The 26,130-nt window shown below is 73.8% G+C and carries 22 protein-coding genes; 10 read left to right on the top strand and 12 right to left on the bottom strand.

Annotation, left to right across the window (positions count from 1 at the left end; all coding sequences use genetic code 11):
* Positions 1-74: 74 nt before the first annotated feature.
* Entirely contained in the window at positions 75-302 is a 228-nt protein-coding gene (locus HA073_RS23285; RefSeq protein WP_030501414.1) for a helix-turn-helix domain-containing protein, read from the top strand.
* Positions 303-397: 95 nt separating this feature from the next.
* Positions 398-976, top strand: coding sequence for an Rv3235 family protein (locus HA073_RS23280; RefSeq protein ID WP_043326379.1), 579 nt, complete (start codon positions 398-400; stop codon positions 974-976).
* Between the two features lie 218 nt (positions 977-1,194).
* Here HA073_RS23280 and secA read toward each other — a convergent pair whose 3' ends face one another.
* On the bottom strand, positions 1,195-4,092 hold the full coding sequence (secA, locus tag HA073_RS23275; RefSeq protein WP_043326381.1) for a preprotein translocase subunit SecA: 2,898 nt from the start codon (positions 4,090-4,092) through the stop codon (positions 1,195-1,197).
* Positions 4,093-4,261: 169 nt separating this feature from the next.
* Between secA and HA073_RS23270 the strand changes: the two genes are divergently transcribed.
* Together HA073_RS23270 and HA073_RS23265 are read left to right on the top strand one after the other, a co-directional pair.
* A complete protein-coding gene (locus HA073_RS23270) occupies positions 4,262-5,419 on the top strand; it encodes a GNAT family N-acetyltransferase (RefSeq protein ID WP_166457273.1) in 1,158 nt (385 codons plus the stop codon).
* Positions 5,416-6,522, top strand: coding sequence for a GNAT family N-acetyltransferase (locus HA073_RS23265; RefSeq protein ID WP_166457272.1), 1,107 nt, complete (start codon positions 5,416-5,418; stop codon positions 6,520-6,522). Before HA073_RS23270 ends, HA073_RS23265 begins: the two co-directional genes overlap by 4 nt.
* 45 nt (positions 6,523-6,567) lie before the next feature.
* On the opposite strand, the gene hpf is transcribed toward HA073_RS23265, so the two are convergent.
* The 5 genes from hpf to mtrA all read right to left on the bottom strand — a co-directional run bounded on the left by hpf (position 6,568) and on the right by mtrA (position 12,427).
* Entirely contained in the window at positions 6,568-7,212 is a 645-nt protein-coding gene (gene hpf, locus HA073_RS23260) for a ribosome hibernation-promoting factor, HPF/YfiA family (RefSeq protein ID WP_166457271.1), read from the bottom strand.
* Positions 7,213-7,462: 250 nt separating this feature from the next.
* Positions 7,463-8,167, bottom strand: coding sequence for a ComF family protein (locus tag HA073_RS23255; protein WP_043326388.1), 705 nt, complete (start codon positions 8,165-8,167; stop codon positions 7,463-7,465).
* 6 nt (positions 8,168-8,173) lie between these two features.
* Positions 8,174-9,973 carry an LpqB family beta-propeller domain-containing protein gene (locus HA073_RS23250; RefSeq protein WP_166457270.1) on the bottom strand — a complete coding sequence of 600 codons (1,800 nt, stop codon included), beginning with the start codon at positions 9,971-9,973 and terminating at the stop codon, positions 8,174-8,176.
* On the bottom strand, positions 9,970-11,721 hold the full coding sequence (mtrB, locus tag HA073_RS23245) for an MtrAB system histidine kinase MtrB (RefSeq protein ID WP_375336242.1): 1,752 nt from the start codon (positions 11,719-11,721) through the stop codon (positions 9,970-9,972). Before mtrB ends, HA073_RS23250 begins: the two co-directional genes overlap by 4 nt.
* Positions 11,722-11,737: 16 nt before the next feature.
* Positions 11,738-12,427, bottom strand: coding sequence for an MtrAB system response regulator MtrA (mtrA, locus tag HA073_RS23240; protein ID WP_030501405.1), 690 nt, complete (start codon positions 12,425-12,427; stop codon positions 11,738-11,740).
* A gap of 214 nt (positions 12,428-12,641) precedes the next feature.
* Here mtrA and HA073_RS23235 point away from each other — a divergent pair, with 214 nt between their 5' ends.
* The 5 genes from HA073_RS23235 to HA073_RS23215 are packed head-to-tail and all read left to right on the top strand — an operon-like array spanning position 12,642 to position 17,659.
* A complete protein-coding gene (locus HA073_RS23235; protein WP_166457269.1) occupies positions 12,642-13,487 on the top strand; it encodes a hypothetical protein in 846 nt (281 codons plus the stop codon).
* The gene (locus tag HA073_RS23230) at positions 13,484-14,083 is read left to right on the top strand and encodes a DUF4129 domain-containing protein (protein WP_064447734.1); all 600 of its coding nucleotides are present in this window, start codon (positions 13,484-13,486) and stop codon (positions 14,081-14,083) included. Before HA073_RS23235 ends, HA073_RS23230 begins: the two co-directional genes overlap by 4 nt.
* A complete protein-coding gene (locus tag HA073_RS23225) occupies positions 14,080-15,378 on the top strand; it encodes a DUF4350 domain-containing protein (protein WP_166457268.1) in 1,299 nt (432 codons plus the stop codon). The genes HA073_RS23230 and HA073_RS23225 overlap by 4 nt, the downstream gene beginning before the upstream one ends.
* On the top strand, positions 15,375-16,352 hold the full coding sequence (locus HA073_RS23220; protein ID WP_064447732.1) for a MoxR family ATPase: 978 nt from the start codon (positions 15,375-15,377) through the stop codon (positions 16,350-16,352). The genes HA073_RS23225 and HA073_RS23220 overlap by 4 nt, the downstream gene beginning before the upstream one ends.
* The gene (locus tag HA073_RS23215) at positions 16,349-17,659 is read left to right on the top strand and encodes a DUF58 domain-containing protein (protein ID WP_166457267.1); all 1,311 of its coding nucleotides are present in this window, start codon (positions 16,349-16,351) and stop codon (positions 17,657-17,659) included. The genes HA073_RS23220 and HA073_RS23215 overlap by 4 nt, the downstream gene beginning before the upstream one ends.
* On the opposite strand, the gene HA073_RS23210 is transcribed toward HA073_RS23215, so the two are convergent.
* Positions 17,637-18,590 carry a stage II sporulation protein M gene (locus tag HA073_RS23210; RefSeq protein WP_064447730.1) on the bottom strand — a complete coding sequence of 318 codons (954 nt, stop codon included), beginning with the start codon at positions 18,588-18,590 and terminating at the stop codon, positions 17,637-17,639. The two genes, HA073_RS23215 and HA073_RS23210, sit on opposite strands and share 23 nt — an antisense overlap.
* A gap of 23 nt (positions 18,591-18,613) precedes the next feature.
* Between HA073_RS23210 and HA073_RS23205 the strand changes: the two genes are divergently transcribed.
* Positions 18,614-19,606 (top strand): RDD family protein, encoded by a 993-nt coding sequence (locus tag HA073_RS23205; RefSeq protein WP_140946164.1) that lies wholly within the window; start codon positions 18,614-18,616, stop codon positions 19,604-19,606.
* A gap of 25 nt (positions 19,607-19,631) precedes the next feature.
* Here HA073_RS23205 and efeB read toward each other — a convergent pair whose 3' ends face one another.
* The 5 genes from efeB to manA all read right to left on the bottom strand — a co-directional run bounded on the left by efeB (position 19,632) and on the right by manA (position 26,130).
* Entirely contained in the window at positions 19,632-20,954 is a 1,323-nt protein-coding gene (gene efeB, locus HA073_RS23200) for an iron uptake transporter deferrochelatase/peroxidase subunit (RefSeq protein ID WP_069087460.1), read from the bottom strand.
* Positions 20,951-22,081 carry an iron uptake system protein EfeO gene (efeO, locus tag HA073_RS23195; RefSeq protein ID WP_104113183.1) on the bottom strand — a complete coding sequence of 377 codons (1,131 nt, stop codon included), beginning with the start codon at positions 22,079-22,081 and terminating at the stop codon, positions 20,951-20,953. The genes efeB and efeO overlap by 4 nt, the downstream gene beginning before the upstream one ends.
* A gap of 27 nt (positions 22,082-22,108) precedes the next feature.
* Complete coding sequence (efeU, locus tag HA073_RS23190; protein WP_104113182.1) at positions 22,109-22,996, bottom strand: iron uptake transporter permease EfeU; 888 nt, start codon at positions 22,994-22,996, stop codon at positions 22,109-22,111.
* 175 nt (positions 22,997-23,171) lie between these two features.
* Positions 23,172-24,671 carry an adenosylhomocysteinase gene (gene ahcY, locus HA073_RS23185; protein WP_043326405.1) on the bottom strand — a complete coding sequence of 500 codons (1,500 nt, stop codon included), beginning with the start codon at positions 24,669-24,671 and terminating at the stop codon, positions 23,172-23,174.
* A gap of 298 nt (positions 24,672-24,969) precedes the next feature.
* Positions 24,970-26,130 carry a mannose-6-phosphate isomerase, class I gene (manA, locus tag HA073_RS23180; protein ID WP_043326406.1) on the bottom strand — a complete coding sequence of 387 codons (1,161 nt, stop codon included), beginning with the start codon at positions 26,128-26,130 and terminating at the stop codon, positions 24,970-24,972.

Raw genomic sequence — 26,130 nt, 5'->3', positions numbered from 1 at the left:
AGGCGAACGGGCATGGGGCGATGTCAGCCGGTGATGGCAAACTAAGGCAAACGAAGCCAACCCCGGGAGTCACCGTGGAGTCGAGGTTCCTGCTGCTGTCCGACGTCGCCGCCGAGCTGAACGTCTCGGACTCGCAGGTCTACCACATGGTTCGCAGTGGCGAGCTGCCGGCGATCAAGATCGGCGGTCGGGGGCAGTGGCGGGTCGAGCGCTCCCGGCTGGAGGAATACATCGAGCGGAAGTACGCCGAGACGGCGGAGTGGGTACGCGGGAACCCGCTCGGTGAGCGCGACGAGGAGTGACCACCCGAGGACCGTCGGCCATTGACGCCGGTGACGCCATTCCGGGAAGATGAAGCCCTGTCGGAGGCAAACGAAGGCAAACGCAAGGATTCGAGATGGTCGACACCCGCCGTCCCCGCGCACCCCGCCCGCCGGTCCGTCTCCGGCCCGCCCCGCCACTCGACCCGCCGTGCGTCGACGAGGAGCCGCTGTGGAGTCCCGTCGGGCAGCTCACCCTCGACCTGAGCGATCCGCGCCGCGGTGCCGCCGCACGCCCCGCCGGCCGCGCCCCGGACCCGGCACCCGCCTGGCCACGCTGGACCGGCACCCCCGCGTCAGCCCTCGCGTCCGCCGCACCCGAGGGAACGCGGGCCGCACACCGATTCGTCCGCACCTTCCTGGAGATCGTCAACGGCTTCCGGCCACCCGGCCAGCTCCGGCCGCTCTGCGTGCCCGAGTCGGCCGGCCCGGTCGCGGCCGAGCTGACCCGAGCAGCCCGCCGGGTGACCCCGGTCCGCCGCCGTACCGCCCGGCCGACTCTGCTCCTGCGGCGTCTGCGGGTCTGCGAGCCCCGCGCGGGCGCGGTCGAGGCCACCGCCGTGTTCGCCGGCGTCGGAGGCACGAGCTGGGCCGTTGCGATACGCCTGGAACGCCGCCGAGGCACCTGGCTGTGCCTCGTCCTGGACGTCCTCTGAGCCCGGTCGTGGCCCCCCGACCCGGCTCGACCGCGCCGCGGCCACCCGCGCCTCCACCGGCGCCGATCTTGCACTTCCGTCCCGTAGATAACGGCATGAATCGGGCATGATGAGGGCCGGAACTGCAAGATCGCGGGAGAGAGCGAGGGCCCTGGGGGAACCCAGGGACGGCGACGGGCCCCGGCCGGGAGGCCGGGGCCCGTCGTGGGCGTTCGGGGTCAGTTGCCGCCGTTGGGCGAGCCGTGGCAGCGCTTGTACTTGCGGCCCGAGCCACACGGGCAGGGCGCGTTACGGGACGGGCCCTCGCCGCCGTCGACCTGGCCCGGGGCGGCCCGCCGGGCGGTGCTCGCCGCGACCGCCTGGCCGCTCGCACCGGCCGGAGCCCGGCGCGGCCCGGCGGCGGCAGGGCGCTCCGACTGCTGGCCGATGCCGAGCGCCGGCGCCTGCTGCTCGGGCCGCTCGATCACCGGAGCGCCGCGACCGGCCTCGCCGTCCACGGCGGGAGCGGAGTACTGCAGGCCCTGCTGCTGCGGCGCGCGGTTGAGACCCTTCGCCCGGATCTCCACCGGCTTCTCCAGCAGCTGCACCTCCTCGGCCTCCGGCTCGGCCTCCTCGACCTGCACGTCCAGGTTGTAGAGGAAGCCGACCGTCTCCTCCTTGATGCCGTCCATCATGGTGGCGAACATGTCGAAGCCCTCGCGCTGGTACTCGATGACCGGGTCGCGCTGGGCGTACGCCCGCAGGCTGATGCCCTCCTGCAGGTAGTCCATCTCGTAGAGGTGCTCGCGCCACTTGCGGTCGATCACCTGGAGCAGGACCATCCGCTCGAGCTGGCGGACCGCCTCCTCGCCGAGGCTCTCCTCGCGCCTGTCGTACGCGGCGTGCGCGTCCTCCTTCAGGCGGGCGAGCAGGAAGTCCTGGTCGATGCCCGAGCGGGAACCGACCTCCTCCTCCAGCTCGTCGACTGTGACGCCGACCGGGTACAGCTGCTTGAGGCTGGACCACAGCTGATCGAGGTCCCAGTCCTCGGCGTAGCCGTCGCTTGTCGCGCCGACCACGTACGCGGTCACCACGTCGTCGATCATGTTGCGGACCTGGTCGGACAGGTCCTCGCCGTTGAGCACCCGCAGACGCTCGGCGTAGATCACCTGGCGCTGTTTGTTCAGCACCTCGTCGTACTTGAGGACGTTCTTGCGGATCTCGGCGTTCTGGCCCTCGATCTGGGCCTGGGCGCTCTTGATCTGCCGGGTGACCATCTTCGACTCGATGGGCACGTCCTCGGGGATGTTGAAGCGGTCCATCACGGCCTCGACCGCGCCGGCCCGGAAGCGCTTCATCAGCTCGTCCTGCAGCGACAGGTAGAAGCGGGACTCGCCCGGGTCACCCTGCCGGCCGGCGCGACCGCGCAGCTGGTTGTCGATCCGGCGGGACTCGTGCCGCTCGGTGCCCAGCACGTAGAGGCCACCGGCGGCGGCGACCTCCTCCGCCTCGACGTCGCACGCCTGCTTCCAGGTCGGGAGGATCTCCTCCATCGCCTTGGCGTACTCCTCCGGCTGCTCGACCGGGTCGAGCCCGCGCTGGCGCAGCTCGTTCGCGGCGAGGAACTCGGGGTTGCCGCCGAGCAGGATGTCCGTACCGCGGCCGGCCATGTTGGTCGCGACGGTGACCGCGCCCTTGCGCCCGGCCTGGGCGACGATCTCCGCCTCCTTGGCGTGGAACTTCGCGTTCAGCACGGAGTGCGGGATGCCGCGGCGGCGCAGCATGTGCGACAGGATCTCGGAGTTCTCCACCGAGACGGTGCCGACGAGCACCGGCTGGCCCTGCTCGTGCCGCTCGGCGATGTCCTCGACGACGGCGTTGAACTTGGCCTTCTCGGTCTTGTAGATGACGTCGGGCCGGTCGAGCCGGACCATCGGCCGGTGCGTCGGGATGGTCACGACGCCGACCTTGTAGACCTTGTTGAACTCGCCCGCCTCGGTCTGGGCGGTACCGGTCATGCCGGAGAGCTTGTCGTAGAGGCGGAAGTAGTTCTGGAGGGTGATGGTGGCCAGGGTCTGGTTCTCCTGCTTGATCTCCACCCCCTCCTTGGCCTCGATCGCCTGGTGCATGCCCTCGTTGTAGCGGCGGCCGTGCAGGATGCGGCCGGTGAACTCGTCGACGATCAGGACCTCGCCGTCGTTGACGATGTAGTCCTTGTCGCGCTTGTAGAGTTCCTTGGCCTTGATGGCGTTGTTCAGGTAGCCGACGAGCGGGGTGTTCACCGACTCGTACAGGTTGTCGATGCCGAGGCGGTCCTCCACCTTGGCCACGCCGCGCTCGGTGATCGCGATGGTGCGCTTGGCGTAGTCGACCTCGTAGTCGCCCTCGCCGTCGGTGCCGGGCTGGAGCCGGGCCACCACGGTGGCGAACTCCTGGTACCACCGGGCGGAGTGCTCGGCCGGACCGGAGATGATCAGCGGGGTACGCGCCTCGTCGATGAGGATCGAGTCGACCTCGTCGACCACGGCGAAGAAGTGGCCGCGCTGGACCAGTTCGTCCTTCGACCAGGCCATGTTGTCGCGCAGGTAGTCGAAGCCGAACTCGTTGTTCGTGCCGTAGGTGATGTCGCACTCGTAGGCCGCGCGGTGCTCGGTGGCGGGCCGGTTGGGCAGCACCACGCCGACGCGCAGGCCGAGGAACTCGTGCACCCGGCCCATCCAGGCGGCGTCGCGTTCGGCCAGGTAGTCGTTCACGGTGACCACGTGCACGCCCTTGCCGGCGAGCGCGTTCAGGTAGACCGGCATGACCGAGGTGAGCGTCTTGCCCTCACCGGTCTTCATCTCGGCGATGTTGCCGAAGTGCAGTGCCGCGCCACCCATGACCTGGACGTCGTAGGGACGCTGGCCGAGCACCCGGGAGGCCGCCTCACGGCACACCGCGAACGCCTCGGGCAGCAGGTCGTCGAGGGTCTCGCCGTCAGCGAGCCGCTCCTTGAACTGGTCGGTCATGCCGCGTAGCTCGTCGTCGCTGAGGTTGACGTAGTCGTCCTCGATCGAGTTGACGGCGGCCGCGATGGCCTTGAGCCGACGCACCATGCGCCCCTCGCCGGCGCGAAGGACCTTTTCCAGAATCGACACGGATCAACGCTCCCCTAGACGGTCTCGAACCATCGTAGGCGCTCGGAGGCGACGATGGTCACTGGTGGCGGCGGTCCGGGCTCCGGAACCCGACATAACGCCGCGACCGTGCGCCACCGGCCGCTAATCGGGTTACGCCGTGCGCGAACGATCCGGCACGATGGCTCGGATGGAGCCTGTGGAGATCATCGAGGACGGCCTGCTGCTGCGCCCCTGGCGTGCGGCGGACGCCGACGCGGTGCACCGTGCCTGCCAGGATCCGGACATCCAGCGCTGGACCACCGTACCTCGCCCGTACCTGCCGGAGCACGCCGCCGAGTTCGTGACCACGTTCAGCGCGACCGCCTGGGCCGAGGGCGCGGGCGCACCGTTCGCGGTCTGCGACGCCGGCACCGGGGAGCTGCTCGCCTCGTGCGGCCTGGTCTCCGTGGACCGCGAGCTGGACTCGGCCGAGGTCGGCTACTGGACCGCGCCGTGGGCCCGGGGCCGGGGCGTCGCGGTCCGCGCCACCCGCGCGCTCGCCCGCTGGGCGTTCGACGCGCTCAAGCTGCGCCGGCTCACCTGGCAGGCCGAGATCGGCAACCACGCCTCCCGGCTGGTCGCGCTGCGCGCCGGCTTCCGCGTCGAGGGTGAACTGCGGCTGGCCCACCCCAGCTCCGGCGGCCGTCCGGAGGGCTGGATCGGCTCCCTGTTCCCGGCCGAGCTGGCCGCGCCCGGCGACCCGGTCCCCTACGGGCCGGACACGCTGCAGGCCCGCCGCGCGGCGGTCTTCGGCCGGCCGCAGCCGGTCCTGTTCGCCACCGCCGGGGACACCGAGCTGCGGCTGCGCGCGCTGGAGGAGCGCGACCTGCCCGCGGTGACCCGCACCTGCCAGGACGAGCAGACGATCCGCTGGACCACTGTGCCGCACCCGTACCGGCCGGAGCACGCCGAGGGCTTCCTGCACGACCTGGTCCGCCCGGCCTGGGCCCGGGGCACCGCCGCGACGTTCGCCGTGGCCGACCCGGACGACAGCTACGTCGCCTCGATCGACCTGCGCATCCTCCCCAACGACCCGCTGGTGGCCGACGTGGGCTACATGACCGCGCCGCACGCGCGCGGCCGGGGTTACCTGCCGGCCGCGCTCACCGCCGTGTGCGCCTGGGGCTTCACCACGCTCGGCCTGGCCCGGATCGAGTGGCGGGCCAACGTGGGCAACACCGCCTCGCGGCGGGCCGCCGAGAAGGCCGGCTTCACCGTCGAGGGCACGCTGCGCGGCGGCGTCCAGCACCGCGGCGAGCGCCAGGACGCGTGGATCGGCGCGCTGCTGCCGGAGGACCTGGTGTGACGCCGGAGACGATCGAGGGGTACGGCGTACGGCTGCGGCCGTGCCACCTCGCGGACGTGCCGGACATGGTGGCCGGGTGCGCCGACCCGGAGACCCGCCGGTTCATGCCCCTGCTGCCCGATCCCTACGACGAGGACGCCGCCCGCTGGTGGATCACCGAGGGCTCGCCGGCGGCGTGGGCGGCGGGTGGGGCCGCGTACACGATCGCCGACCCGGCCACCGACCGGCTCCTCGGCAGCATCGGTCTGAGCCGGCTCAGCGCGGAGCGGGCGAGCTACGAGATCGGTTACTGGGTGGGTCCCGCGGCGCGCGGCCGGGGCGTGGCGAGCGCCGCCACCCGGCTGCTGACCGAGCGTGCGTTTGCCGCCGGGGCGGCCCGGCTGGAACTGCTCACCCGCGTCGACAACGTGCCGAGCCAGCGCATCGCCCTGGCCTGCGGCTACCGGCACGAGGGCGTACGCCGGGCGGCGGGCGCGAGCGCGGGCGGCGTACGCGAGGATCTGATCGCCTGGGTACGGCTGGCCGACGACCCGCCGGGACCGGTCGCCCGTCTGCTGCCGGACCTGCCCGGCGGCCGGCTCACCGACGGCGTGGTGACGCTGCGCCCGGTGGGGCCGGCGGACACCGACGTGCTGCACCGGCTGCACTCGCTGCCGGAGGTGGTGGCGAACCGAGTGCCGCCGGTGGCGCCGGAGCGGGCCGCGCTCGCGCGGCGCTGCCGGCTGGCGGCGAGCCGCTGGCTGGCCGGCGAGGCCGCCGACCTGGCGATCGTCGACGCGGCGACCGGCGCTGTCGTCGGCGGGTGCGCGCTGTTCTACGACGAGCCCGCCACCGGCCAGGCGATGATCGGCTACAGCCTGCTGCCGGAGGCGCGCGGGCGCGGGCTGGCCGCGCGTACGGTCCGGCTGGTCGCCGGGTGGGCGTTCGGCATCGGGGTGGCCCGGCTCTGGGCCGGCACCCGGCCGGACAACGTGGCCTCGCAGCGCGTGCTGGAACGGGCCGGCTTCCGGCGGGAAGGGCTGCTGCGCGGGCGGCTGCCCGGCCCGGACGGTGCCCGGGTCGACTCGGTGGTCTACGGCCGGCTCGCCACCGACGAGAACTGAGACGGGCCCCCGCGCGTGCGGGGGCCCGTCTCACCGGTCAAGGGGTCACGTGTCGAGCTGGATGATCCCGTAGTCGTACGCGTGCCGCCGGTAGACCACGCTCGGGCGGCCGGACTCCTTGTCCTGGAACAGGTAGAAGTCGTGGCCGACCAGTTCCATCTGGAACAGCGCGTCGTCGACGGTCATCGGATCGGCGGGGTGGACCTTCGCCCGGGCGATGTGCCACGGCTGGTCGTCGGGTTCGACGTAACCGTCCTCGTCGGGACGTTCGGCGACGGCGGTGGCGGCGCCGTGGCCGTCGCGCGCCGCCAGGCCGGGCCCGTCGAGGTCGGCCACCGGCAGTCCGGCGGTCGCGGCGGCCACGGAGATCGGCGCGTGCCGCCCCCGGTGCACCCGGCGGCGGTCCGCCGCGCGGCGGAAGCGGGTGTCCAACTTGGCGATTGCGGCGTCGAGCGCGCTGTAGAAGTCGCTCGTGCAGGCCTCGGCCCGGATCACCGGGCCGCGCGTGACACAGGTGATCTCCACTCGCTGGCAGTGGTCCGCCTGGCGTGGATTGCGCTCGTGGAACAACTCGACGTCCACGCGAATGAGCTTCTGGTCGTAGCGTTCGATCTTCGCGAGCTTCTCGGCTACGTGCACCCGGTAATGGTCCGGCACTTCGACGTTACGGCCCTTGACCACGATGTCCACGTGACCTCCCTTGTTCGGACGGTCGTTCGGTCCGGAGAATCCGGTCGACCCGCCCGGGAGGGCCCCGCTCGGCGTCGACCGGTGGTGTTCGGCTACGCCTCCTTCCAGCGCCGGGGGAAGGTTGGCATCCTCTCTACCCCCGACACCGAAACGCTAACTCCTGTACTGCCAACCGTCACCCCTGGTTGCCGAAAGGGGTTGCGGAATTTAACACCTCATACACCATGGGGTGAAACGGATACACGAAGCGTCACCGAACGTGCCGCTTTTGCGTTGCGGCGAGCACGGCCGCGGCCTTTGGCGTCATTCCCGCGCGGTGCAACATCCGGCTCACCGCCGCGAGCGTCGCGCCGGTGGTGACGATGTCGTCCAGCAGCACCACGGTCCCGGCCGGGCGGTGTCCGGTCACGGGGCGGCGCAACCGGAACGCCGCCTCGGCCGCGGTGGCCCGTCCGGCGCTGTCCAGCGTCACCGAGTCGGGCCGGGACAGTGCCCGCAGCGGTCGCAGCACGCGTACCGGCCAGCCGGCCGCGCGCAGCCGGGACGCCGCCGGGCGGACCAGCCGGTCCAGGTGGTCGCCGTAGCGGGCCCGGGCGGCGCGGGCCGTGTCCGGCACCGCCACCAGCGTCACCGGGCCGGGCGGCCCCACCGCCTCGGCTACCACCTCCGCCAGCAGCGCGCCGAGCGGCCGGGCCAGCCCGTGCCGGCCCCGTTCCTTGTACGCGAGCAGCGCCTCGCGCAGCGCCCCGCCGTACGGGCCGAGCGCGACACAGGGCGGCAGGCCGGGCGGGGCCGGATCGGGCCGGGTGGGCGCGGGGCGCAGCGACTCCAGTTCGCGTACGCAGCCGGGGCAGAAGCCCTGCCGCAGCCGCGCCGCTCCCCCGCCGCAGCCGGCGCACCCGGCGGGCAGCACCAGGTCGGTCAGGTCCGACCAGAGCCCGCCCAGGTCACGCACGGCGGCTCAGTAGAGGAAGAACGGGGCGGTCGGGTTGGTCGCCCGGCTGCCGGCCGGCACGTCGAGCACCTGCTCCCGCTTGACGAAGTCGAACGGGTTGTTCCGCCAGGCCGCCCCGTCCGTCTCGAACATGAACGAGAACGCGGCCAGGCCCCGGTCGCTGCCGCCCGGATACCCGGCGAGCTGGGTGACCGGGGCGCCGATCTCCACCGCCAGCGGGGTCTCCCACACGCCGTCGACGCTGAGCTGGTGGATCGCCGAACGCCGGTCCGCCTCGTTGCCGGCCAGCACGAGTTCGTTCTCCGCCACCCAGTCCACCACCGTCACGCCGGTGAGCAGGGTGGCCACCCGGCGCGGCTGTCCCAGGTTGACCACGCCGCCGTCGACGCTGACCGCGGCGACGTAGAGCGCGCCGCCGCTGACCAGTGCGACCCGGTGGCCTTCGAGGGAACCGGCGACCGCCGTCACCGGGCCGGACACGGACAGCGCGATCTCGCTCATCCGGCCCGACCCGTCGAACCGGTAGAGCTTGCCGTCTGCCGCCACCAGGCCACCCGGCCGGGCCTTGGTCAGCGACCGCAGCCAGGTCGGGCGGCTCATCGCGCGGAACGTGCGGTCGCTCGCGTTGAGCGTGGCCACCGGCTCCGCGCCGGAGCCCACCTTGAGCCGCTTGCGGTTGTCGGCGCCGGTGACGACGAGCGCGGCCAGCACCTGTTCCTCGGCACGGGCGAGCGCGGCGGAGACCACGTTGCGGTTCTCCTCCGGCGGCAGCGGCACGGCGGCCCGCGGCTCGTTGCCGAACGCCAGTGGGCGTACGGCGCCGTCGTAGACGCCCAACCGCATCGGGTTCGCCCCGCGCGGGTACGCGACGACCGAGACGCGCTCCCGCCGGAGGTCGACGGTCAGCCGCTTCTGGTTCTGGATCTTGAGGTCGACCACGCCGTCCAGGTCCGACAGGGACCAGGCCAACTGGGTGCCGAGCCGGTTCAGCCGCTGCTCGTTGGCCCCCGGCATGTTCAGGTTGATCTCCCAGTGCCCGTCCGTCCCGGTCGCGTTGTTGATCAGCTGGGTGCCGTCGGGCAACCCGGTCACGCCGGCGGCCAGCCAGTCCGAGGGGCGGTCCGCCAGCCACTTCATCACCTCGGTGATCCGCCGCTCGGTCGGCGCCGAGGAGAGCAGGTAGCGCTGGTCCGGCACCAGCCGGGTCTGGTCCGAGTTCCAGAAGTAGACGGTGCGGGGGCGGTAGTACTCACGAATCGCCGAGTCGCTGGCCAGCAGCACGTTCGGCGCCTCGGTGATCAGCAGCCCGGTCCCGGCCGGCTCGGCGCGGCGCAGCTCGAAGACGTACTGCGTGTCGCTGGCCACCGGCGGCCCGAGCGTGCCGTCCGCCCGCAGCACGCCGACCTGCTGCACCTTGAGCGTCACCGTGCTGGTGCCCTGGTTGTTCGGCGGCGTGCTCTCGGGCTTCTCCCGCAGCCGCACCACGGTCAACTCGACCTCGCTGGTCTGCGGCTTGCCCGGGAGCAGGTCGCGGGACTCCTCGGCGAGGAACTTCCGGGCCCGGGCGTACGCCTGGTCGCGTTCCCCGGCCGCCGCCGCCCGCAGGTAGTTCTCGATGAACGGCACCGGCTCGCTGCTGTCGGCCGGTTCGGGCGGCCGGGCCGGACTGCCGTTGAGCGCCCCGCCCTGCGCGGCCGGCACCGAGCCGTCGATCTGGACGTCTGTCTCACCCGGGATGCCGCAGCCGACGAGCGCGGCCGGAAGCAGGGCGCCGGCCAGCAGCAGGGCCAGGGCGCGGCGGCTCACGGCCGGACCTCCGCCCGGTCGCCGTCGGTGGCGGGCTCCACGGCCAGCGTTCCGGCGTCGGTGCCCGGGCCGATGGCGAGCAGGCCGCCGTCGCGGGGACCGCCGAACGGCACCGTGGCGTCGGCCGGCACCAGCCGCAGCGGGGAGGTGGTGAGCCGGTCCCCGGCCCGGGCCGGCAGCGTGAGCCGGAACTGGGCGCCCTGGCCGGGCGCGCCCCACGCCTCCAGCCAGCCGCCGTGCAGGCGGGCGTCCTCCAGGCTGATCGACAGGCCGAGCCCGGTGCCGCCGGTCTGCCGGGCCCGCGACGGGTCGGCCCGCCAGAAGCGGTTGAACACCAGCTTCTCCTCCCCCGGCTTGAGGCCGACGCCGTGGTCCCGCACGGTGATCGCCACCGCGCTGCGGTCCTGGCCCAGGGTGATCCGTACCGGTTTGGCCTCGCCGTGCTCGACCGCGTTGCCGACCAGGTTGCGCAGCACCCGCTCGACGCGGCGCGGGTCGACCTCGGCGATCACCGGAGTGTCCGGCAGGTCCAGCTCGATCGTGACCCCGACCCGCTCGGCCAGCCCGGCCAGCCGCTCGGTGACCCGGTGCACCACCGGCACCAGGTCGGTCGGCTCGCTGTCCAGCACCGCGAAGCCGGCGTCGAACCGGCTGATCTCCAGCAGGTCGGTGAGCAGCTCCTCGAACCGGTCCAGCTCGGCCTGGAGCAGCTCGGCGCTGCGGGCCACCGCCGGGTCGAACTCGTCCCGCTCGGCGAAGATCAGGTCGGCGGCCATCCGGACCGTGGTCAACGGCGTCCGCAGCTCGTGCGAGACGTCCGAGGTGAACCGGCGTTGCAGCCGGGACATCTCCTCCAGTCGGAGGATCTGCCGTTGCAGGTTCGTCGCCATCTGGTTGAACGAGGCGGCCAGCAGGGCGAGGTCGTCCTCGCCGTTCACCACCATGCGCTGGTCGAGCAGGCCGGCGGAGAGCCGCTGCGCGGTGCGCGCGGCCACCCGTACCGGCGTCACCACCAGGCGGGTGACCAGGGCGGCCAGCAGGCCGAGCAGGAGCACGAGCGCGACGCCGGTGGCGACCACCGTGGCCCGGGCGTCGGCCGCCGTCGCGTCCTGCCGGGCCAGGGGTACGAGGTAGTAGAGCTCGACCTGCCCGAACTTGGTGGGCACCGGGGAGCCGTAGACCAGGTATTTGGTGCGTTCGCCGCCGAGCGACCCGCTGCGGATCTGGTGGGCGACCTTGCCGGAGGCCACGGCGGCCCGCAGCTCGTCGCCGATCACCGTGCCGACCGGCACCTCGGGCGTGGTGCGCGGCTCGATGAACTCGGCGAAGTTGTCGGCGGTGATCGCCACCACGACGCCGCTGGTCTGCGTCGGGTCACCGCCGGCAAGGTAGTTCACCGTGCCGTCGATGGTGTTCTGGAGCTGCGCCTCCTGCGGCTGGCTGTAGAGGTTGAACTGCTTCGCCGCGTACTCGCTGCCGTTGCTCAGCCGCAGCCGCACGTCGGTCTCGGCGTTCTCCAGCAGGATGCTGGTGATCTTGTCGGCGATCAGGTAGGCGAAACCGCCCACCAGCAGACTCGACGCCACCAGCGTGATGGTGACCACACGCACCTGGAGCGACCGCCGCCAGGCCTGGTGCACCGCGGCGACCAGCCGGGCGACCCGGCCGCTCAGGGCGAGCCAGAGCGCCCGCACGGCGTGGAGCCGGCGGGGCTCGGCGGTCGGCGTGTCCGGCAGCGGGGTGGTCACCACAGTGCTGACCAGGCTATCCGGTACCCGCCTTGTAACCCACGCCCCGCACGGTCAGGATGATTTCGGGTCGCTCCGGATCCGGCTCGATCTTGGCGCGCAGCCGCTGCACGTGCACGTTCACCAGGCGGGTGTCGGCGGCGTGGCGGTAGCCCCAGACCTGTTCCAGCAGCACCTCGCGGGTGAAGACCTGACGCGGCTTGCGGGCGAGCGCGACCAGCAGGTCGAACTCCAGCGGGGTCAGCTTCACCTCGTCGCCGTCGCGGCTGACCGTGTGCGCCGGCACGTCGATGGTGATCTGGTTGCCGGGCGGCCCGATCGTCAGCATCTCCGGGGCCACGTCCTCGCCCCGGCGCAGCCGGGCCCGCATCCGGGCCACCAGCTCCTTGGGCTTGAACGGCTTGACCACGTAGTCGTCGGCGCCGGACTCCAGGCCGAGCACCACGTCCACGGTGTCGCTCTTGGCGGTCAGCATCACGATCGGCACGCCGGACTCGCCCCGGATGGCGCGGGCCACGTCGATGCCGCTCATGCCGGGGAGCATCAGGTCGAGCAGGACGATGTCGGGTCGGTTGTCGCGGAAGGCGGCCAACGCCCGTTCGCCGTCCGCGACGAAGGACGGCACGAAGCCCTCGCTGCGCAGCACGATGCCGAGCATCTCGGCGAGGGCGGGGTCGTCGTCGACCACGAGTACCCGGGCTCTCATGGGGTTTATCGTTCCATCCCCGTTCGTCTGGAGGGGTTCGGCGTCTCCACGGCACGGTAGCGCCGAGCGGGCCCGCGCACCACAGCAAGCGGCGTGGCCGCACAGCGTGGCGCGTCAGGGCGGACGGGTCCACCGGATGCGGACCCGCCGTGCAACCATGATCCCTCGGGCGCCGCGCCGCCCGCCACCTCCGCCCTGCCCGCCAGGAGTACGCGTGCCCGACGCCGGCCCGACCGCGGTGCTGCCGCGCCGTCCGCTGACCGTCGGCGAACTGCTCGACGCGGCAGTGCTGCTGCTGCGCGACCACGCCCGGGTGCTCGTCCCGCTCGCCCTCGTGCTGGCCCTCGCCGAGCAGGCGGTGCTCCACCCGCTGCGGCTGCTGGTCGAGGCCGACCCGCCGCAGTGGTGGCCGGCGGATTTCGGTGACTCGCTGCCCTGGTACTGGCTGCTGCTGGCGACCGGCGCCGGCACCGAGGCGGCGATCATCGCGCTGCTGGGCGGCCCGGCCGCGCGCGGCGCCGGCGCGGCCCTGCTGGGGCGCCGTCCCGGGCCGGCCGAGTTGCTGCGCGGCTCCCGGCTCGGCCCCGTGGTGCTGGCCGCCTTCGCGGTCGGCCCCGTCGTCGCGCTCGCCGCACTGACCGGGCCGGGCTGGTTCCTGGCGTACGGGCTGCTCGGCCTGGTGGTGCCGGTGCTGGTGCTGGACGGGGTGCCCGGACACCGGGCCCCGTGGCGGGCGATCCGCCTGGCGGGCCGGGTGAGCGCGCGGGCCGCCGCCGTCCGGCTGCTGGGCTACCTGGGCTGGTGGCTGATCCGGCTCGGCATCGGGCTGGGCGTCTATCACGGTCTCGGCATGCTGGGCCTGTTCGACGTGTCCGCCTGGGCGCTGCCGGTGACCGTCGCCGCCTTCGCCGCGGTGAACGCGCTGGCGTACCCGGCGCTGGCCTGCCTGGACGCGGTGCTGCACCTGGAGACCCGGATCCGCACCGAAGGGCTGGACATCCGGCTCTCCCGCGCGCCGGCGGGCGTACCGGAACCGGTCCTGCTGGCGGCGCAGCGGTGAGCCGGTGGTGGACCGAGACGGTCGCGGCCCTCGGTGACCTGCTGCCGCTGCCGCTGGCCGCGCTGATCCTGCTGGCGGTCGCGCTGCTGGCCGCCCTGGGCTGGTACTTCTTCCCGGCCTGGGTGCCCCGCCGGCTGCCCCGGTTCTCACTGCCCCGGCTGCGCCTGCCGCGCCTGCCCCGGCTGCGGCTGCCCCGCCTGCGCCGGCCCGCGCGCCGCCGCCGCTCCGATCCGCCGCCGGTACGCGTGCCCGAGCCCCGGACCCCGGAGGCCGTGCCGGCCGGCGCGCCCGGGCTGGCCGACCGGCTCGCGGCCGAGGGCCGGTACGCCGAGGCGGTCCGGGAACGGCTGCGCGAGATGGTCCGGCTCCTGGTCACGCGGCACGTCGTGGAGCCCCGCCCCGGGCTCACGGTGGTCGAGCTGACCGAGGCGGCGGCCCGTGCCCGGCCCCAGGTGCGGCCGACGCTGCACACCGCCGGGGCGATCTTCTCCGACCTCTGGTACGCCCAGCGTCCCGCCACCGCCGCGCACGACCACCGGATGCGTGAACTCGCCGCCGACCTGCGTCGCGAGCTGACCGGGGAGGAGCCGCGATGACCGCCACCGTGACGCCGGCGGAAACGGCCACCGCCGCGACGCCGCGCCGTCGGCGGCACCGGCTGCTCGTCCCGCTCGGGCTGGCCGTGCTGCTGATCGTGACCACGCTCGTGCTGCACGCCGTCGACCGGCCCGACACCGACGAGCCCGGCTTCCTCTCCCCGGTCGCCACCGACGACGACGGGGGCAGTCGGCTCGCCGAGGCGCTGCGCGCGCAGGGTGTGCCGGTGCGCCGGGAGACGGCGTTCGACGGGGTGCTGCAGACCGCCGGCATCGCACCGAGCACCGTCTTCGTGCCCGCGCCCGGACTGGTGCACCCGGACCTGCTCGACCGCCTGACCGCCCTGCCCCCGGGCACCCGCCTGGTGTTCGTCGAGCCCTCCCCGCGGGTGCTCGCCGAACTGGACACGCCGGTCGAGGCGGCCGCCCGGCGCTGGGCCGCGCGGGCCGTGCCGCCGGACGCGGACGGCACGCCGTGCCCGCTGCCCGAGGCGGTCCGGGCCGGCACCGCCGCGATCGACCTGCAGCGCTACGCCGGGCCGGCCGAGGTCGACCACTGCTACGGCGGCGCGCTGCTGCGCGTCCCCGGCCGGGTCGAGGTGGTGCTGGCCGGCGCCAGCGACCCGTTCCGCAACGACCGGATCGGCGAGTGGGGCAACGAAGCCCTCGCCACCGGTCTGCTCGGCGGGAATCGCCCGCTCGTCTGGCTCGACCTGCCCGAGCCGGTACCGGCCCCGACCCGCCCGAGCTGGTCCCCGGAGCCCTTCACCGAGGAGCCCGCCCAGGGCGGCGACGGCGAACGGTCGGAACGGCCCGACCCGCCCGACCGCGCCGACCCGCCGTGGGAGAACCCGCTCTGGGGCGCCTTCCCGCAGTGGTTCTGGGCGCTCCTGGCGCAGCTCGCCCTGGCCGGGCTGCTCGTCGTGCTCTGGCGGGCCCGCCGGCTCGGGCCGCCGGTGTCGGAGCCGCTGCCGGTGACCGTGCGGGCCGCCGAGACGGTACGCGGCCGGGCGCGGCTCTACCGCCGGGCGGGCGCGCGGGACACGGTCGCCGAGACGCTGCGCGCCGCCGCGCTGGACCGGCTCCTGCCCCGGCTCAACCTGCCTCCGGACACGCCCGACGACGAGGTGGCCGCCCGGATCGCCGAGCGTGCCGGCGCCGACCCGGAACGGGTGGCCGAACTGCTCTACGGCCCCGCCCCGGAGAAGGACCGCGAGCTGCTGGAGCTGGCCCGCGAACTGGACGCCCTGACCCGTACCCTGGCCCCGCATCCGAGCGAAGGAGACACCCGGTGACCGGACCCGTCACGACCACCGCCCCGTCCGGCGCCCGCGCCGCCCTGCACCGGCTGCGCGCCGAGGTGGCCAAGGCCGTCGTCGGGCAGGACGCCGTGGTCACCGGGCTGGTGATCGCGCTGCTCTGCCGGGGGCACGTGCTGCTGGAGGGCGTACCGGGGGTGGCCAAGACGCTGCTGGTGCGGACGCTTGCCGCCGCGCTCGACCTGGACGCCAAGCGGGTGCAGTTCACCCCCGACCTGATGCCCGGCGACGTCACCGGCTCGCTGATCTTCGACCAGCGCACCGCCGCGTTCACGTTCCGGGAGGGGCCGGTCTTCACCAACCTGCTGCTCGCCGACGAGATCAACCGCACCCCGCCGAAGACGCAGTCGGCGCTGCTGGAGGTGATGGAGGAGCGGCAGGTCTCGGTCGAGGGCGAGCGCCGTCCGCTGCCTGACCCGTTCATCGTCGCGGCCACCCAGAACCCGGTCGAGTACGAGGGCACCTACCCGCTGCCCGAGGCGCAGCTCGACCGCTTCCTGCTCAAGCTGACGGTGCCGCTGCCGGAGCGGGAGGAGGAGCTGGGTGTGCTCCGCGCGCACCACGCCGGTTTCGACCCGCGTGACCTGCGTGCCGCGGGCGTACGCCCGGTGGCCGGTGCGGCGGACCTGGCCGCGGCCCGGGCCGAGGTGCAGCGGGTGCACGTGGCCGAGCCGGTGCTCGGCTACATCGTGGACGTGTGCCGGGGCACCCGTTCCGCCCCGGCGCTGGAGCTGGGCGCGTCGCCCCGGGGCGCCACCGCGCTGCTGAACACCGCCAAGGCGTGGTCCTGGCTGGCCGGCCGGGACCATGTCACGCCGGACGACGTGAAGGCGGTGGCCCGGCCCACGCTGCGGCACCGGCTGCGGCCGCGCCCGGAGGCGGAGCTGGAGGGCGTGACCGTGGACGCGGTGCTGGACTCGGTGCTGGCCACCGTGCCGACGCCGCGATGACCTGGCGGGCGGGTCTGCTGCTCGGCGTGGGCGCGCTGACGCTGCCGTTCTGGCCGGCGCCGTTCGTCGGGGTGGCCGTGCTGACCGTCGTGGTGCTGCTGCTGGTGGCGCTCGACCGGGCGATGGCCGCCCCGCCGCACGCGCTCACGGTGACCCGCTCCGGCGACCGTACGGTGCGGCTCGGCGGCACCGCCACCGTCACGCTGCACCTGACCAACCCGACCCACCACACGCTGTACGCCCAGGTGCGCGACGCCTGGGTGCCGTCGGCCGGGGCCCGCCCGGACGTGCCGCCGCAGCGCCTGCTCACCGTGCCGCCCGGTGGCACCGCCACGCTGCCGGTCCGGCTCACCCCGACCCGGCGCGGCGACCGGCCCGCGGTGGCGCTGACCGTACGCTCGCTCGGGCCGATGCGCCTGGGCGCCCGGCAGCGCGCCGGGCAGCCCGCCACCCCGCCGTGGACGCTGCGGGTGCTGCCCCGGTTCGACTCCCGCCGGCACCTGCCGGAGAAGCTGGCCCGGCTGCGGGTCATCGACGGTGTGCAGGTGACCCGGGGGCGCGGCCACGGCACCGAGTTCGACACGCTGCGCGAGTACGCGGTGGGCGACGACGTCCGTTCGATCGACTGGCGGGGCAGCGCCCGGCGCGCCGACATCCTGGTCCGCACCTGGCGCCCGGAACGGGACCGGCGCCTGGTCTGCGTTCTGGACACCGGCCGCACCTCGGCGGTCCGGCTGGGCGACGAGCCCCGGCTGGACACCGCCATCGACGCGGCGCTGCTGCTCACCGCGCTCGCGGCCCGCGCCGGTGACCGGGTGGACCTGCTGGCGGCGGACACCGAGATCCGGGCGCGGGTGACCGGCAGCGGCCGTCCGGCCCTGCTCGCCCGGCTGGTCGAGGCGGTGGCGCCGCTGGAGCCGACGCTCGCCGAGACCGACTTCGAGCTGATCGCCGGCGAGGTGCTGCGCCGGGAGCGGCAGCGCAGCCTGGTGGTGCTTTTCACCGCGCTGGAGGCGGGCGCGATCGGCGAAGGGCTGCTGCCGGTGCTGCCCCGGCTGGCGACCCGGCACCGGGTGGTGCTGGCCGCCGGCAGCGACCCGGTGCTGAGCAGGCTCGCCACTGCCACCCCGACCGGCCCGGACGACCCGTACGCGGCCGCGTCGGCGTGGCGGGCGCTGGCCGAGCGGGACCGGGTACGCGCCGCGCTGTCCCGCTACGGGGTGACGGTGGTGGACGTGCCGGCGCACCGGCTCGCCCCGGCCGTCGCGGACACCTACCTGCGGCTCAAGTCCCTCGGTCAGCTCTGACCGCGCGCCGGCCGAGCACCAGCGCGTACGCGAGGAAGGCCAGCCACACCGCGGCGCCGGCGGCCACCCGGAGCGCGACCGGCAGCGGCGCCGGGGTGACGAACGCCTCGACCAGCGCGGAGACCGCGAACAGGCCGACCAGCCCGGCCGCGACCACGACGGCGAGCCGGCCCGCCTCGGCGACCGCCCGGCCGCGCCCGAGGTCCGCGGGCGGGGCGATCCAGGCCCAGGCGGTACGCAGTCCGACCCCGGCGGCGACGTAGATGCCGGTCAGTTCCAGCAGGCCGTGCGGTGTGATCAGGCCGAAGAAGACGTCCCCCCGGCCGTAGGCGACCATCACGCCGCCGACCACGCCGATGTTCAGCGCGTTCTGCCACAGCAGCCAGAGCACCGGCACCACGAGCACGCCGGCGGCCAGGCACTGGGCGGCCAGCCAGGCGTTGTGCGTCCACAGGTGGAACGCGAAGGTGGGCGCGGCGAACTCGGTGTAGTAGCCGGCGAAACCGGAGTCGACGAGTTCCCGGGCGGCTTCGTCGCCGACGAACGCGGCGGCGGTGTCCGGGTTGCCGGCGACGAACCAGATGAGGAACGCGGTGAGCAGGCTGAACCCGGTGGCCACGCCGCACCACCACGGCCAGGCACGGTAGAGGGCGGCGGGCAGGTCGGCGGCCAGGAACCGGCCCACCGCCGCCCAGGAGAACCGCTGACGGCCGGTGACCCGGGCGCGGGCCGCGAGGACCAGGTGGGACAGGCGGTTGACCAGCGCCGGCTCGGGCGCCCGGGCGCGCAGGGCGGACAGGTGCGTGGCGCTGCGCTGGTAGAGCGCCACCAGCTCGTCGACCTCTGCCGCGTCGAGGCGACGCCGCCCGGTCAGGTACTCCAGCCGCCGCCATTCGGCGTTGTGTTCGGCCACGTACGCATCGAGATCCACTCGCCCTCCCCCGTTCGGCGTCCATGGTGTTCACTGTCGGGGTGCGCGCGCAACCTCCCCCACCGCCCCGGTGGGCCGACGCCGGTCTGGTCAGCGGCGAGGCGGTGGAGCTGGACGTCCGGGCGGCCCGGCTGGGCTCCCGGGTGCTGGCCCTGCTGATCGACGCGGTGATCCAGCTCGCGCTGGCGCTCGTGCTCGGCGCGGTGCTGGGGATGGTGGCGCTCGCCCTGCTCGGGGACTACCTCGACGCCGCCCTGGCGGGGGCGCTGCAGATCGTGCTGCTGGTGCTGGTGCTGATCGGCTATCCGGTGGTGATGGAACGTTTCGCCGGTGGCCGGACGGTGGGCAAGCTGGCCGTCGGGCTGCGGGTGGTCCGGGCCGACGGCGGCCCGGTGGGGGTGGGCCAGTCGCTGACGCGGGCGCTCGTCGGCGTCGCGGTGGAGTGGCCCGGGCTGGTGCTGCCGCTGCTGAGCTGGGCGGCGAGCGTCACGGTGATGCTCACCGACCCGCGCGGACGCCGGCTGGGTGACCTGGTCGCCGGCACGCTCGTGGTGCACACCCGGGGCGCGACGCTGTGGCGGCCGCTGCCGCCGGCCGCGCCGCCGCTGCTGGCCTGGGCCGGCACGCTCGACCTGACCCGCCTCGACGACGGGCTGGCGCTGGCCGTGCGGCAGTACCTGGACCGGCTGCCCCAGCTCGCCGAACCGGACCGGTTCCGGCTGGGCCGGGGGCTGTGGACGGAGGTCGCGGCGGTCACCTCGCCGCCTCCGCCGTGGGCCGCGCCGGACTGGGCGTACCTGTCGGCGGTGCTCGCCGAGCGGGGGCGGCGGGCGGCGCACCGGCTGGGCCGCAGCCGGGCGGTCGCCGCCACGCTCTGGCCGGAGCTGGTCCCGGCGCCCGCCGTGGTGCCGGGCTCCACCGGGCCGGGCGCCGTCCTGCCAGGCCCCGCCGGGCCGGGCGCGGGCCGGTTGCGGCCCGCCGCGCCGCAGGTCGAACCCGATCCGGTACGCCGCTGAGCCGCCTCGGGGAGCTGAGCCGGCTTCAGGAGAACAGCGCGCGCCCCCACCAGTCGGCTGCGTCGCGCAGGCCGGGCGGGCAGGCGAACAGGCCGCTGGAGACGTGCCGCAGGTATTCGTTCATCGCGTCGTTGCGGGCCAGCCGGGTCTGGATCGGCACGAACTGCCGGCGCGGGTCGCGCTGGTAGGCGATGAAGAACAGCCCGGCGTCGAGCCTGCCCAGCCCGTCCGAGCCGTCCACGAAGTTGTAGCCGCGGCGCAGCAGACGGGCGCCGTCGTTGGTGTCCGGGTGGGCCAGCCGTACGTGCGCGGTGTCGGCGATGAGCGGCTCGCCGTCGTCGCCCCTGGCGGCGAAGTCCGGCTCGTCGAACTCGTCCTGGCGGCCGATCGGCGCGCCGCTGCCCTTGGTCCGGCCGACGATCATCTCCTGCTCGGCCAGCGGGCTGCGGTCCCACGTCTCGATCAGCATCCGGATCTTCCGGGTGACCAGGTAGGAGCCGCCGGTCATCCAGTCCGGGCCGTCACCGGGCTGCACCCAGAGCTGGTCGCGGAGCAGGGCGGCGTCCTCGGCCTTGAGGTTGGCGGTGCCGTCCTTGAAACCGAACAGGTTGCGTGGCGTGGCCTGGTCCCGCGACGTCGACGAGGTACGCCCGAAGCCGAGCTGCGACCAGCGGACGCTCACCACGCCCATGCCGATCCGGGCGAGGTTGCGGATGGCGTGCACCGCGACCTGCGGGTCGTTGGCGCACGCCTGGACGCAGATGTCGCCGCCGGACAGTTCCGGCCGCAGCGCGTCCCCGGCGAAGTGCGGCAGGTCGGCCAGGGCGGCCGGACGCCGGGCGGCGATGCCGAAGCGGTCCCGGCCCTGCGCGTCGCGGAACAGCGTCGGTCCGAAGCCCACGGTGAGGGTGAGCTGCGACGGGGGCAGCCCGAGCGCCTCGCCGGTGTCGTCCGGCGGGGCCTCGGGCATGCCGCCGACCGCGCCGATCACCCCGGCGTCCTTCCCGGCGGTCATCCGGGCCGCGGCGGCGGTCCACTCCTGGAGCATGGCGACGAGCCGGTCCCGGTCCTTGGTGACCACGTCGAACGCGACGAAGTGCAGCCGGTCCTGGGCCGGGGTGGTGATGCCGGCCTGGTGCTCGCCGAGGAACGGCACGGAACCGGCGGCCGATCCGGTCGCTGATGCCTCGTTCCCGCCGGCGAGCAGCGCGCCCGCGCCACCCGCCACCCCGGCGACACCGGCCACGCCGACGCCGGCCAGGGTCATCGCCCGGCGCCGGGACAGGCCACGGCCGGTCCGCTCGCGGTTCGGCTCGCTCGTCGCGTCGCCGCCGGCCGGGCCGGTCATCGCGCTACTGCCGCCGCGACCTTGCTGACCGGCTCGGCCAGCGCGTTGACCGCGTCCGACAGCTCCTTCAGCTCGTCCTTGCCGAGCTGGGTGTGCAGCTTCCAGCCGTCGCCGGCGCGGTGCTTGCCGAGCGTGGTCTCCACGTTCGCGAACTCGCTGTCGAGCTGCTTGACGAGGTCGGGCGCGCGCTGCTCCAGCGCCGGACGCAGCGCGGCGATGGCCGCCTTGGAGCCCTCCAGGTTGGCGTTGAAGTCCCAGAGGTCGGTGTGCGAGTAGCGCTCCTCCTCGCCGGTGATCTTCCCGCTGGCGACCTCGTCGAGCAGCGCCTTGGCGCCGTTGGCGAGCTGGAGCGGGGTGAGCTTCTCGGCGTCCGCCTTGGCCACGATCGCCTTGACGTCGGCCAGGAGCCGGTCGGCGATCGGGCCGTCGGAGCTGACGTCGCCGGTGGTCCAGAGGTCCTTCTCGATCCGGTGGAAGCCGGTGAACTCCATGCCCTCCTCGACCACCTCCTCGCGGCCGTCGATCTTCGGGTCGAGATCGCCGAAGCTCTCCGCGACCGGCTCGATCCGCTCCCAGTAGGTGCGGGCCACCGGGTACAGCGCCTTGGCCTTCGCCACGTCGTTCGCCTTGACCGCGGCCACGAACTCCTCGGTCTTCGTCAGCAGCGCGGCGGTCTGGCTGCGCACGTACCGCTGGTAGCTGGCGGTGGCCTGGGTCAGCGCGGCGTCGGGGGCGACAGTCGCGGCGGTGCCGCTCACCTTCAGCGCGCCCCGGATGCCCCGGCCGCTCATTCCCGGCTTGCAGGCCGTCTCGTACGTGCCGGCGGTCAGCTCGACGCGCAGCTCCCGGCTGAGCCCGGGGGCGATGTTCTCCACCTCGCCCATCACCCGGTCACCCGCGGCGTAGACGTAGAACTCGTTGACCTTGGAACCGTTGTTCGTCACCTTGAACGTGACCTGACCGGCGTCGATCTCGGTGTCGGCGACCTCGCAGACGGTGTCGGTGGCCTTGACGGCGATCGGCCCGCCGTTCTTGGCGTCGGCGTCGTCACCGCCCCCGCAGCCGGTCAGTCCGGCGACGGCGAGCAGCCCGGCGGCGGCGGGCGCGACGAGTCGGGTGGTACGCATCGTGCGGTCTCCTCGGGAACGGGTGGTTCAGGCGCGGGGGGACGGAACAGCGGCGACGTCGGCCGGCGCGGTGGGTGTGGCGGCGGCCGGAACCGGCTTGGCGGACCGGGCGGGCTTGCGCAGGAAGAGCACGAGCACCGGGACCGCGTACGCGACCCAGGCGACCAGCTCCAGCACCGTCGGCGCGGCGGTGACGTTGAACATGCCGGCGAGCAGCGCGCCGTACCAGGCGTTCGGGTCGAGCGTGGTGGAGATGTCGAAGGCCAGGTCGTTCAGGCCGGGCAGCACGCCCGCCTCCTGGAAGTCGTGCACGCCGTACTTGAGGATGCCGGCGGCCACCAGGATGAGCAGCGCCCCGGTCCAGGTGAAGAACCGGCTGAGGTTGATCCGGACGGCGCTGCGGTAGAGCAGGAAGCCGATCACCACGGCGGTGGCGATGCCGCCGGCCAGGGCGAGCAGCGAGCCGGGCCCGGTGCCGCCGGCCGCGCTCTCGGCGGCGGCGTAGAAGATCAGCGCGGTCTCCAGGCCCTCCCGGATGACCGCGAGGAACGCCATGCCGGCGACCGCCAGGGAGCCGACCGCGAGCGCGTCGGTGAGCTTGCCGCGCAGCTCACCCGCGATGGTGCGGGCGGCCCGGCGCATCCAGAAGATCATCCAGGTCACGAACACCACGGCGGCGACCGAGGTGACCGCCTCGAACAGCTCGCGCGACTCCGACGTGCGCAGCAGCGAGGTCGAGGTGTACTGGATGAGCGAGCCGAAGCCGACGGAGAGCGCCACGGCCAGGCCGACGCCGGTCCACACCTGCGGCAGCCGGTCCCGGCGCTGCGACTTCACCAGGAACGCGACGAGGATGCTGACCACAAGTGTCGCTTCCAGGCCCTCGCGCAGGCCGATCAGGTACGTGGCGAACATCAGCTGCTCCGTGGTCGCTAACTTAGGGCAGGCATACCTTCCTCCTGTTCACAGCAAACGTCAAGCTGATCGCGGTAACGTCACCCGGTTCGGCACCCGCCGGCCCACCCCGTACGCGAAAAGGGACCGGGACGGCCGCGCGGCGGCCGACCCCGGTCCCTTCCGGAGTGTGAACTCAGTAGCGGTAGTGGTCGGGCTTGAACGGGCCCTCCGTGGAGACGCCCAGGTAGGCGGCCTGCTCCTTGGTGAGCGTGGTCAGCTTCGCGCCGAGCGCGTCCAGGTGCAGCCGGGCGACCTTCTCGTCCAGGTGCTTGGGCAGCACGTAGACGCCGATCGGGTATTCCTCGGTCTTGGTGAACAGCTCGATCTGGGCGATCGTCTGGTTGGCGAACGAGTTCGACATCACGAAGCTCGGGTGGCCGGTGGCGTTGCCCAGGTTCAGCAGGCGGCCCTCGGAGAGCACGATGATCGCGTGGCCGTCGTCGAAGCGCCACACGTCGACCTGCGGCTTGATGTTCTCCCGGGTCACGTCGCTGCGCTTGGCCAGGCCGGCCATGTCGATCTCGTTGTCGAAGTGGCCGATGTTGCCCACGATGGCCTGGTGCTTCATCCGGGCCATGTGCTCGTTGGTGATGACGTCGAAGCAGCCGGTCGCGGTGATGAAGATGTCCGCCTGCTCGACCACGTCGTCCAGCGTGGCGACCTGGTAGCCGTCCATCGCCGCCTGGAGCGCGCAGATCGGGTCGACCTCGGTCACCACGACCCGGGCGCCCTGGCCGCGCAGCGACTCGGCGCAGCCCTTGCCCACGTCGCCGTAGCCCATGACCACTGCCATCTTGCCGCCGATCAGCACGTCGGTGGCCCGGTTGATGCCGTCGATGAGCGAGTGGCGGCAGCCGTACTTGTTGTCGAACTTGCTCTTGGTCACCGAGTCGTTGACGTTGATGGCCGGGAAGAGCAGCGTGCCGGCGCGGTGCATCTCGTAGAGCCGGTGCACACCGGTGGTGGTCTCCTCGGTGACGCCCTTGATGCCGGCGGCGATCCGGGTCCAGCGCTGGTTGTCCTCGGCCAGCGAGCGGTGCAGCAGTTCGAGGATGACCGCGTACTCCTCGGAGTCGGCGGACTCGACCGGCGGTACGGCGCCCGCCTTCTCGAACTCGGCGCCCTTGTGGACGAGCAGGGTGGCGTCGCCGCCGTCGTCCAGGATCATGTTCGGGCCCTGCCCGTCCGGCCAGGCGAGCACCTGCTCGGTGCACCACCAGTACTCCGGCAGCGTCTCGCCCTTCCAGGCGTAGACCGGCACGCCGGCCGGGGCCTCCGGGGTGCCCTCGGGGCCGACCACGATCGCCGCGGCGGCGTGGTCCTGGGTGGAGAAGATGTTGCAGGACGCCCAGCGGACCTGCGCGCCGAGCGCGACAAGGGTCTCGATCAGGACGGCGGTCTGGACGGTCATGTGCAGCGAGCCGGTGATGCGGGCGCCGGCCAGCGGCTGGGCCTCGGCGAACTCACGCCGGATCGCCATCAGGCCGGGCATCTCGTGCTCGGCGAGCCGGATCTCCTTGCGACCGAACGCGGCGAGCGACAGATCCGCCACCTTGTAGTCGCCCTCGGCGAGGGTGCTCGGCCGAGCCTGCGACGACGCGCCGCTGGAGGCCGCGGGGAGGGTGCTGGTCATGGAAGCTCCTGTCGAACGATGTGGTGCGCAGCCTTCCACCTTACGCGCGCGACCCACCCGGCCGGTGCCCGGTTGACCGAGCACACAATCGGCCGGTCGGCGGACAGCGCACGGGGCGGTCGGTCGTGGACGGACTTTCCGTCCACGGCCCGGCCGCCCCGTGCATCCCCCCGGTTTGGTTCCCCCGCACGTCATCGGACCTTCGTCGCGACAACGCTGCGTACCCATAGGGTCACACCACGCCAGTGGGCCGTCAAGCTATTTCGGGAAAGTCGGACTTGCGGCTTTTGCCGAGCGCTCAGCGCAGGCCACAGGTGGCGACGAACGCCTCGCCGTCCCCGCTCAGCGTCAGCGGACCTCCCGCCGCCGTGCCCACAGCGGCCTGTCCCGCGCCCAGCGTGACCACGCCCACCCCGTCGTCCACGGTGAGCTTCCCGGTCCGGCAGAGCACCACCCGCGGCCCGGGCAGCGTCAACCGCGCCCCCGGCGACCCGGTGGCGACCTCGACCCGGTGCAGCGCGAAGTCCTCCACCGGCACCGGCCACGTCAGCACCCCGGGCGCCACCGTCTCCGGCCGCAGCACCGGCTCGGTCAGCACCTCGAACCGGAGCACCCGCAGCAGCTCGTCCACGTCCACCCGCTTCGGGGTCAGCCCGCCACGCAGCACGTTGTCGCTGGCCGCCATGATCTCCACGCCGGTGCCGCGCAGGTAGGCGTGCAGGTTCCCGGCCGGCATCCAGATGCCCTCGCCGGGCGCCAGCCGGACGTGGTGCAACAGCAACGCCACCACCACGCCCGGATCCTCCGGATAGCCGGCCGCCAGCGTGCGTACCAGCTCGGCGTCCGCCGACCCGGGACCGGCGTCCGCCGCCGCCAGCACGGCCGCCACCAGCCCGGCGCGCTCCGCCCGCGGCCAGCTCAACAGCAGGCGTACCGCCTCCCGCAGCCCCGCCGGCCCGGCGCGCAACGCCGCCACCACAGGTTCCAGCGCGGGTACGCCGAACGCGGCGATCGCCGCCGCCGACTCCCCCGGGTCGCGGAAGCCGCACAGCGCGTCGAACTCCGAGAGCGCCACCAGCAGCTCCGGCTTGTGGTACGGGTCGACGTAGTTGATCCGCTCCACGTCGGCGGCGTGCCCGGCGCGGGCCTGCTCGGCGTCCGGATGGGCCTGGAGGCTCAGCGGGGAGTCGGCGGCCAGCACCTTCAGCAGGAACGGCAGCCGGGTGCCGAACCGGCCGACCAGCCGCTCACCCAGCCAGTGGCCCGGCTCGGCCACCAGCAGCTCCGTGAGGCTGACCGGACGGCCGTCCCGCTGAACGGTGCCCGGGGCGCCCGGGTGGGCGCCCAGCCACAGCTCCGCCTCCGGCCCGTTGCTCGGCACCGGCCGCCCCTGCAACTCGGCGATCGCGGTGCGCGAGCCCCAGGCGTAGTCGCGGATCCGGCCCTGCAACAGCTCCAT

It is taken from the genome of Micromonospora sp. CMU55-4, from assembly GCF_011602315.1.
GTDB lineage: Bacteria > Actinomycetota > Actinomycetes > Mycobacteriales > Micromonosporaceae > Micromonospora > Micromonospora chalcea.
The sequence above is the reverse complement of the archived record's forward strand: the minus strand, read 5'-3'. Positions and strand labels throughout refer to the sequence as shown.

Excerpts from the sequence above, each read along its gene's own strand:
- HA073_RS23280 (WP_043326379.1), top strand. The coding sequence starts at position 398 with ATGGTCGACACCCGCCGTCCCCGCGCACCCCGCCCGCCGGTCCGTCTC.
- HA073_RS23270 (WP_166457273.1), top strand. The coding sequence starts at position 4,262 with ATGGAGCCTGTGGAGATCATCGAGGACGGCCTGCTGCTGCGCCCCTGG.
- mtrA (WP_030501405.1), bottom strand. The coding sequence starts at position 12,427 with ATGAGAGCCCGGGTACTCGTGGTCGACGACGACCCCGCCCTCGCCGAG.
- HA073_RS23225 (WP_166457268.1), top strand. The coding sequence starts at position 14,080 with ATGACCGCCACCGTGACGCCGGCGGAAACGGCCACCGCCGCGACGCCG.
- HA073_RS23215 (WP_166457267.1), top strand. The coding sequence starts at position 16,349 with ATGACCTGGCGGGCGGGTCTGCTGCTCGGCGTGGGCGCGCTGACGCTG.
- HA073_RS23205 (WP_140946164.1), top strand. The coding sequence starts at position 18,614 with ATGGTGTTCACTGTCGGGGTGCGCGCGCAACCTCCCCCACCGCCCCGG.
- efeB (WP_069087460.1), bottom strand. The coding sequence starts at position 20,954 with ATGACCGGCCCGGCCGGCGGCGACGCGACGAGCGAGCCGAACCGCGAG.
- efeO (WP_104113183.1), bottom strand. The coding sequence starts at position 22,081 with ATGCGTACCACCCGACTCGTCGCGCCCGCCGCCGCCGGGCTGCTCGCC.
- efeU (WP_104113182.1), bottom strand. The coding sequence starts at position 22,996 with ATGTTCGCCACGTACCTGATCGGCCTGCGCGAGGGCCTGGAAGCGACA.
- ahcY (WP_043326405.1), bottom strand. The coding sequence starts at position 24,671 with ATGACCAGCACCCTCCCCGCGGCCTCCAGCGGCGCGTCGTCGCAGGCT.
- manA (WP_043326406.1), bottom strand. The coding sequence starts at position 26,130 with ATGGAGCTGTTGCAGGGCCGGATCCGCGACTACGCCTGGGGCTCGCGC.